This window comes from Gordonibacter pamelaeae, assembly GCF_003340385.1.
GTDB lineage: Bacteria > Actinomycetota > Coriobacteriia > Coriobacteriales > Eggerthellaceae > Gordonibacter > Gordonibacter pamelaeae.
In genome coordinates, this window is sequence record NZ_PPTS01000016.1 from 1 (window position 1) to 8,365 (window position 8,365).

An 8,365-nucleotide genomic window follows, 5' to 3' on the forward strand; every position below is an offset into this window, starting at 1 on the left:
GAGACAAAAAAGCTGTTTACGGCTTTTGAGGCGCTCGCCCATGCCTTTGGGAAGGGCGGGCGCCGAACTAGAAGGAAGGGTTTTGGACATGGCAGTAAACGAGCATTTAAGTGCCGTTGATCTCGCGGCCGATATCAAAGCTAAGGGTATTTCTCCAGTTGAAGTCATGGATGATTGCATTGCGGCTATCGAGGCGCGCAACCCGTCGATCAATGCCTTCACCTATACGGCTTTCGACGAGGCGCGCGCGAAGGCGATCGAGGCGGAGAAGGTTCTCATGCGGGGCGATGCCGATGGTGCGTTCTTCGGCATACCCACGGCAGCTAAGGACTTTTTGCCCGGAGTTCCGGGTTGGCCGGGAACCACGGGGGGCGTGAAAGCCCTCTCGCACCAAAAAGACCCTGGTTACGGCTGTTTTACCAAGGCGATGGTTGACGAAGGCGCCATTTTGGTGGGTAAAACCAACGCTCCGTCGTTCGCTTTCCGAGGAACCTGCGACAACAAGATGTTCGGTGCAACGAGCACCCCGTTCAAGGTGGGCTACAACTCGGGCGGCTCCTCGGGCGGTTCCGCAGCCGCGGTGGGCGATGGCATCCTGCTTGTGGCGGAAGGCACCGACGGAGGCGGCTCGATCCGTATTCCCGCCGCATGGTGCGGTTGCTATGGTTACAAGGCATCAGTTGGAACCATCCCCGCAACCGTGAGGCCGAACGCCTTCTCTCTCACGCATCCCTACACATGGGACGGGCCGCTGAGCCGTACGGTTAAGGATTCCGCTTACGTGTTGCAGGCTATGGCTCGGTTCGACCCGTTCGATCCGGTGAGCCTCGACCGCGGCGAACGTGATTTCGCGGCGGCTCTCGACAAGCCGCTCAAGGGCTGGAGGATCGGATTCACGCCTGACTTCGGCATCTTTCCGGTAGACCCCGAGATCAAGGATATGGTTGCCGCTGCGGCGCAGCGGTTCGTGGAGGCCGGAGCAGTCGTGGAGCCGGTAGAGTTCGATATTTCACGCTCGCATTTCGAGCTTGCCGAGGCATGGTGCCGCCTCATATCCATCTCGGGACTGGAATCGATCGAGGCACTCAAAGGCGGGGGTATCGACCTATTGAGGGATCATGCTGACGATGTGCCGGCTGAATTCGTGTATTGGATCAACGACGCGTACCGTCGAGGCTACGTCGACTACAACGCTGACGATGTCGTGCGCACCGAGATATACGATGCGCTGCAAACGGCATTCCAAACCTATGACCTTGTCATCTCGCCCGTTACGGCGTGCCATCCGGTTCCGAACGTTCCCGGCGGCATCACGGCGGGCCCGACCGAGCTCGGCGGCGAGAAGGTCGAGCCGCTCATCGGATGGTGCCTTACCTACTTTTGCAACTTCACCGGACACCCGGCAGCATCCATCCCAGCTGGCCTCTCGAAGGACGGCTTCCCGGTTGGCATGCAGATCATCGGGCGGCGCTGGGCTGACGAGGATGTCTTGGCGGCAAGCGCGGCATTCGAGCGTATACAGCCTTGGGCGAAGATCTACCGGGTCACGGCCGAGCGCAATTTGCGTTAAGGCGGGTTCAGCGATGCCGCAAGCGCGCGTCTAAGAGACGCGCTTGCGGTTTATGGAAAAGGAGGGAATAGCATGTCAAACAAGACCACCGACAAATCGGTCGTCAAGTGCCTTGGCTTCTGCGGCTTCGGCATGGGTTCCAACATCACCGAGGTCGACGTGAAGGACGGGCGCGTGGCGCGCATCCGCCCGCTGCACTACGACCAGCTCTATACGCCCGAGGAGCTGAACGCGTGGAAGATCGAGGCGCGCGGGCACGTGCTGGAGCCGGGCATGAAGAGCTACCCGCCGCCGCTCTCGGTGGCGTACAAGACGCGCACCTACTCGCCGAACCGCATCCCGTACCCGCTCAAGCGCGTGGACTGGGATCCGAACGGCGAGCGCAACACCCAGAACCGCGGCTCGTCGAAGTACGTGCACATCAGTTGGGACAAGGCATGCGACCTCATCGCCGCCGAGATCAAGCGCATCCAGGAGGAGGCCGGCCCGTTCTCCATCCTGGCGCAGTCCGACGGCCACGGTGAGACGAAGAACGTCCATGCCGCCCACGGCTGCCAGACGAACCTGCTGAACCTGACCGGCGGCTTCCTCAAGCAAGCCCGCCAGCCCGACAGCTGGGAGGGCTGGTACTGGGGCGCCAAGCACGCCTGGGGCATGGACCCAGTAGGCATGCAGACCATCACCACGAACGTGATCAAGGACATCTCCGACAACGGCGACGCCATCTTCTACTGGGGCGCCGACCCCGAGACCACGCCGTGGGGCTGGGGCGGTCAGATGGCCAGCCGCCTGTGCTACTGGTTCAACGAGATAGGCGTGCTGTCGGTGTTCGTGGCGCCCGACTGCAACTACGCCGCGGCCGTGCACGCCGACAAGTGGATCCCCGTGCTGCCGAACACCGACGTGGCCCTGCAGCTGGCCATCGCCTACGTGTGGATGACCGAGGGCACCTACGAGAAAGAGTATATCGACACGCACAGCGTGGGCTTCGACTGGTTCGAGTACTACGTGCTGGGCCGCGAGGACGGCGTGCCGAAGACGCCCGCATGGGCGGCCGAGCGCTGCGGCGTGCCCGACTACCGCATCAAGGCGCTCGCGCGCTACTGGGCGAAGCACAAGGTGTCCATCGCCCACTGCAACGGCGGCGGCTACATCCGCGCGGCGTTCGCCCACGAGCCGGCGCGCATGGAGGTGTACCTGCTGGGCATGCGCGGCGTGGGCCAGCCGGGCGTGAACCAGTTCCAGATGATCGAATGGCAGCTCATGGATGTGAAGACGCTGAACCCCCTGCCGTCGTGCAGCGTGCTGCCGTCCTCCGAGGGCGCCTACCGCGGCGCCACGATGGACCTGAGCGAGCCGTTCATCCCCAAGACCATGATCCACAAGGCCATCACCGAGCCGTCCATCGAGTGGCACGGCCACGTGATAGCTGGCATCGACCGCGCCGACCAGCTCATCCCGTTCAAGTACGCGCCCGAGCCCGGCAAGGGCATCCGCATGATCTGGTCCGACGCGCCCTGCTGGTCCACCTGCTGGAACGGCGGCCATGAGTTCCAGGACGCGCTGCGCCACCCGAACCTGGAGTTCGTGCTCGTGCAGCACCCTTGGATGGAGAACGACTGCCTGTTCGCCGACATCATCCTGCCCACCTCGACCACGCTCGAGCTGGAGGACTTCAACGTGGACGTGCGCAGCGGCCAGTGGAACGCCATCGCCTACGAGGGCCAGGCCGTCGACCCGGTGGGCGACGTGCGCACCGACTACGAGGCCGTGGGCGAGGTGGCCCGCGCGCTGGAGAAGCTGGGCGGCGTGTACGAGAACCTCTACGAGCGCTACACGCACGGCAACGAGGTGATCGACTGGATAGAGAAGGGCTTCCGCGAGTGCGGCATGGAGGGCGGCGACACGGCCGACTTCGACCGGTTCCTCGAGGACCGCTTCAAGCTGTTCCCCACCGAGGAGAACTGGGAGGCGAAGCCTGCCGGCCTCATCGGCTTCTACGAGGATCCGGAGAACAACCCGCTGCTCACGCCCTCGGGCAAGATCGAGTACTACTCAACCACGCTGGCCGAGACGTTCCCCGATGACAAGGTGCGCGGCCCGGTGGCGCACTGGATAGAGAAGGGCGACGGGCACGATGACCGCATCTCCAGCGAGCGCGCCAAGGATTACCCGTACCTGCTGGTGACGAACCATCCGCGCTGGCGCGTGCACGCGAACCACGACGACGTGCCGTGGTTCCGCGAGCTCGCCACGGGCAAGGTGGTGGGCCCTGACGGCTACGGCTACGAGCCTTTGTACGTGAACCCCGTGGATGCCGAGAAGCTGGGCCTGGCGGACGGCGACATCGCCGGCATCTACAACGAGCGCGGCATGGTGCTCGGCGGCGTCATCCTATCCGAGCGCATCATGCCCGGCGCGGTGTCGCAGGACCACGGCGCGCGCTGCGACAGCATCGTGGTGGGCATGGGCGGCCTGGACCGCGGCGGCGCCAACAACCTCATCTGCCCCTCGGCCACCACGTCGAAGAACGCGGCCGGCGAGGTGACGAACAGCTTCCTCGTGGGCGTGAAGAAGGTTGACGTGTTCGAGCTGGCCGGGCAGTACCCCGAGGCGTTCGCTCGCTCCTACGACGTGGAGTGCGGCCGGGTGCTCGACAGCCTGATTGTGGAGGAGTAGCCATGAAAGCTTTTCTGATCGACGTTGCCAAGTGCAACGGCTGCCATAACTGCCAGATTTCCTGCAAGGACGAGCACTGCGGCACCGAGTGGATGCCCTACGCCGCCGACCAGCCGATGACCGGGCACTTCTGGTGCAAGGTGGAGGAGAAGGTGCGCGGCAGCGTGCCGGTGGTGCGCGTATCGTACACGCCGCTTGTCTGCGGACACTGCGACGATGCGCCGTGTGCGGCCGCCGCGAAGGACGGCGCCGTGTACCGCCACGACGACGGGCTCGTGGTCATCGACCCGGCGAAGGCCAAGGGCCAGCGCGCCATCATGGACGCCTGCCCGATGGGCGCGATCTACTGGAACGAGGAGTTGAACCTGCCGCAGAAGTGCACGGGTTGCGCGCACCTGCTGGACGACGGCTGGGCCGAGCCGCGCTGCGTGGACGCCTGCCCTACGGGCGCGCTCTCGTTCGGCGAGGAAGGCGCGCTCGACCTGAAGGGCGCCGAGCCGCTCGGCCCGCTTGTGGGGCTCGGCGCGCATGCCTGGTACAAGAACCTGCCGAAGCGCTTCGTAGCTGGCTGCCTCGTGGACTTCGATTCCCGCGAGGTCGTGGTCGACGCCGAGGCGGTGCTTGTGGACGAAGCGGGAACCGAGGTGGCCCGCGTGCCCACCGATGACTTCGGCGACTTCTTGTTCGACCAGGTGGAGCCAGCCGCCTACACGGTGCGCGTGGCCGGCAGGGAGCTCGCGGCCGACGTGCGCGAGAAGGACCTGAACCTGGGGGATATCGCTTTGAGATGAATGGATAGAAGGAAGGTCGTTCCTGCCTAGCTGCTCCCCTGAGGCTGGTCCAGAATTTTGTCGGCGCCCCGCCAGATAGTGGTAGGGCGCCGATATTCTCGTGTGCCTTCAGAATGCGCCTCTTTGAGATACGGCACAAGTGCAAAGGGTTTGGAGGCCGCAGGTTGTCGTCGGGAATCGGATCGCTATGCAAGTTCTCGCACGGTAATTTCCCTCATGCAGATGATGTCTCCTTCGCGCTCGAGCACGCTAACGCTCTCGCCGAAGGACGCTTTGGGGCAAGCCTTCATCGCATCGGAGGCCAGCGAGCGCGGTATGGCGATACTGGGGACGTCTGCATCGTAACTGTAGGGGATCGACCCCGCACGCTCGGCCCATTCCCTCACATCCGCCGCTCCGCCACCGAACGCTTTGGCGCATCTCAAGAAGTGATCGTCCTCGTCGGCGTCCATCCAAGGCCATTGCCTCCGCAGCCGCCCGTCATGGGAGAACATCTTATTCTGCAAGTTGACCTGCGCGGATATCCTGTTGTCAGCACTGCAGTAGTGCACGCCCATGCGCAGGTTCTCGGCTACGGCAAACTCCATCAGGCGGAGTGCCTCTTTCTCGCTGCGCGCAATGGGAATGCCGCCGCTGTAGCGGTACTGGTACGGGTACTTGTACGGGTGCTTGCGCAACTCGAAGCCGCGCCGGAGGAACTCTTCGGTCTTGTGCAGTGGGAAGCAGAACTCCAGGAGATTGATGCCCCGCACCCCAATCGAATTGGCGCGCCGCATGAGGCTTTCCAGCTCGTCGACCGAGTCCGGGATGACCGGTACTTCTACGACCACGTCAGGAAGCACGGTCGCCGCCCTTTCCATCATTGCGAAGACATGCTCTTGGTTGTCGTCGAAGTCCAACGGCTTCACACTGAAACGGATCTCGTCCAAACCCGAGGAAGCAAGCTCTTCGAGGGTTTCTTCGTCAAGAAGGTCGCCGTTCGTGTATAGACGCAAGTGGGTAGCGGGGTACAGTTTCTTAGCATGGGCAAGAAACGGAAGAACCTGGTCCTTGTTCAAAAGCGGCTCGCCGCCTGTTACGGCCAGGCAGCGGAGCTTCGCACCCGCGGCGTGCGCTTGGTCGAGTTCCAAGCTTATATTGCGCTTGTGCACGCGGAAATGCTCGTAGTGGGGCTGGTTGCAGTTGAAGCAGAAATAGCAGTCTTTCGTGCAGCGAAGGTCGACGAACAGCGATGCCGTCTGCTCGCCCGTGCGGCATGCTCGGCATGCCGTCGATATCCAGCCGCGCCATACCGATGACCCCCCGTTCTCGCAGTGGCATGCGCACGTACGGCCCACTTGCTCTCTCCGCAAACGCGGAGAGGACTCCTCGCGTTCGAACAGCACCCCGAATTCTTCAATAGATGCTTCGAATTCCCTCTCGTTTGCTTCGAAAATTTCCGCATACTTTCGAATATCCATGGCGCATGACTCCTCCGTACGCGCTTGTGGAAGCTATTCCTTGAAAACTTGGTTGGCGTTTCCCGCCTTGGCTTTGGACGCAATGTCCGCTAGTGAGGCACCGCACGACTTGCATACTGCGGCGGTAGGGTTGTTCAGGAAGCCGCATTCCCGACAGAAGCCGGGTACGTTTTCCAACGAAGCGAGGTGCTTCGATGCCTCCCCACGGCATTTTCCGCAATTGCAGCATGCGTATCCGCACATAGTTCCCCTCGCCTTCTTCTTGAAAGCCGAAGGACCCGCATAAGGATGACGGTGGGCCCTTCGGCTTGGCGTCCAGCTTGAAATGCCGATTGCCTTTTAAAGCTTGCGGTTCTCGACACGTTCGTCGTAGATGTGGGCCCAAGGCTGAATCTCCTCGAAAGCCGAGCCCATGGAGAGAACACCCTTGTCGTTGTAGCGCTGGCCGATGATCTGCATGCCTACTGGCGAACCGTCCTTTGCGAAACCGGCTGGAACCGAAATCGCCGGGTGCCCGGTGAAGTTGCAGAAGTAGGTGAGGCACCATCCGATGAGAGGCTCGACCGGCTTGCCGTTGACTTCACGCACGAGGGTATTGCGATTCGGATCGTTTGCAGGCGGGTTGCAGGCGTTGGTCGGCGAGACGATGAAGTCGAATTTCTCGAAGGCGTTCTGCATTGCGTCGAACACCTCGGTGCGGATGGTGTCGTTGCGGATGAGGTCCCGGTAGCTGCGCCTGTAGGAATCCAACGTCCAGTAGATAAGCTCGGGGCTGATATCTTCGGGATAATCCTTGATGAGGTCGATACCTTGATCTTTCCAAGCAAGGATTGACTCGCTGTTGACGATCGACACCATCTGGCACCATGCCTCGGCGAGTTCGATGTGCGTGCGGGATTTAAGCGAGAAGTCGAGGCGGTTTACGATCGCGCCGGCCTCCTCGAAGCGCTTGGCGGCTCTCTCGACGATGGCTGCGACCTCGGGGTCGACCTCGTACAGGCCGAAGTCAGGGGTGAAGGCGATGCGCTTGCCTTCGATAGGCGCTCCCAGCGCCTCGGTGAAGTCTATTTTGCCCCAGTCGATGCTGAACGGATCGCGCGGATCGTAGTAGGCCATCTCGGTCAGCGCGCGGGCAGCGTCCTCGATGGTTCGGGTTTGGGCGCCGTCGAAGCAGAAGGGATGGCTCGTGCCGAAACCGTCGGGGCGCGGGGAGTTGGATACGAGGCCGAGCGACGGCTTGTAGCCGACGATGCCGCACCAGGCTGCCGGAATGCGGATCGAGCCGCCTCCGTCGGTGCCTTCCGCTATCGGGAGCAGTCCGTCGGCGACCGCGGCCGCGGAGCCGCCCGAGGAGCCGCCCGAGTTGTAGCCCACTTTGAACGGGGTGCTCGTTGCACCGTAGAGCTTGTTGTCGCACGTGCCGCGGAAGGCGAGCGAGGGGGCGTTGGTCTTGCCGACGAATAGGGCGCCTGCGTCGACCATGGCTTTAGTGTAGGTTGAATGGCACACGTCAACAGTGTCTTTTACGGCTGGGATGCCGCCGCAAGTGCCCTTCCATCCGGGCAGTACCGGTGTAAAGTCTTTAGCCGCCGTTGGTATGCCGAAGAACGCGCCTTTTGCGTTGCCGGCCATGAGCGTGCGCTCGGCCTCTTTCGCTTGGGCGCGTGCGCCTTCGAAGTCGACGTCGACCAAGGCGTTGATGCTTGCGTTGCGCTTCTCGATGCGGTTGATGAAATGATCCATGACCTCGATCGGGGAGATCTCCTTCGCCATGATCTTGCGCTGGATGGCGGAGGCGCTCATGTACGTGATGCTCTCCATCTTCCTCTCCTTAAACGAATCGAACAGCTTTAAACGGCGGAATA

Annotated in this window: 5 protein-coding genes; 3 read left to right on the forward strand and 2 right to left on the reverse strand. The window is 62.5% G+C overall.

Going from position 1 to position 8,365, the window contains the following annotated elements; translation table 11 throughout:
* The first annotated feature begins 88 nt into the window (after positions 1 to 88).
* From C1877_RS14880 to C1877_RS14890, 3 genes are all read left to right on the forward strand, one after another.
* Positions 89 to 1,570 (forward strand): amidase, encoded by a 1,482-nt coding sequence (locus C1877_RS14880; RefSeq protein ID WP_041239369.1) that lies wholly within the window; start codon positions 89 to 91, stop codon positions 1,568 to 1,570.
* 72 nt (positions 1,571 to 1,642) lie between these two features.
* Positions 1,643 to 4,249, forward strand: coding sequence for a molybdopterin-dependent oxidoreductase (locus C1877_RS14885; protein ID WP_114569509.1), 2,607 nt, complete (start codon positions 1,643 to 1,645; stop codon positions 4,247 to 4,249).
* A gap of 2 nt (positions 4,250 to 4,251) precedes the next feature.
* On the forward strand, positions 4,252 to 5,040 hold the full coding sequence (locus C1877_RS14890) for a 4Fe-4S dicluster domain-containing protein (RefSeq protein WP_015539670.1): 789 nt from the start codon (positions 4,252 to 4,254) through the stop codon (positions 5,038 to 5,040).
* 185 nt (positions 5,041 to 5,225) lie between these two features.
* Here C1877_RS14890 and C1877_RS14895 read toward each other — a convergent pair whose 3' ends face one another.
* Both C1877_RS14895 and C1877_RS14905 read right to left on the reverse strand, forming a co-directional pair.
* Positions 5,226 to 6,500, reverse strand: coding sequence for a radical SAM protein (locus C1877_RS14895; RefSeq protein ID WP_015539669.1), 1,275 nt, complete (start codon positions 6,498 to 6,500; stop codon positions 5,226 to 5,228).
* A gap of 339 nt (positions 6,501 to 6,839) precedes the next feature.
* Positions 6,840 to 8,321, reverse strand: coding sequence for an amidase (locus C1877_RS14905; RefSeq protein ID WP_244909871.1), 1,482 nt, complete (start codon positions 8,319 to 8,321; stop codon positions 6,840 to 6,842).
* Positions 8,322 to 8,365: the final 44 nt, after the last annotated feature.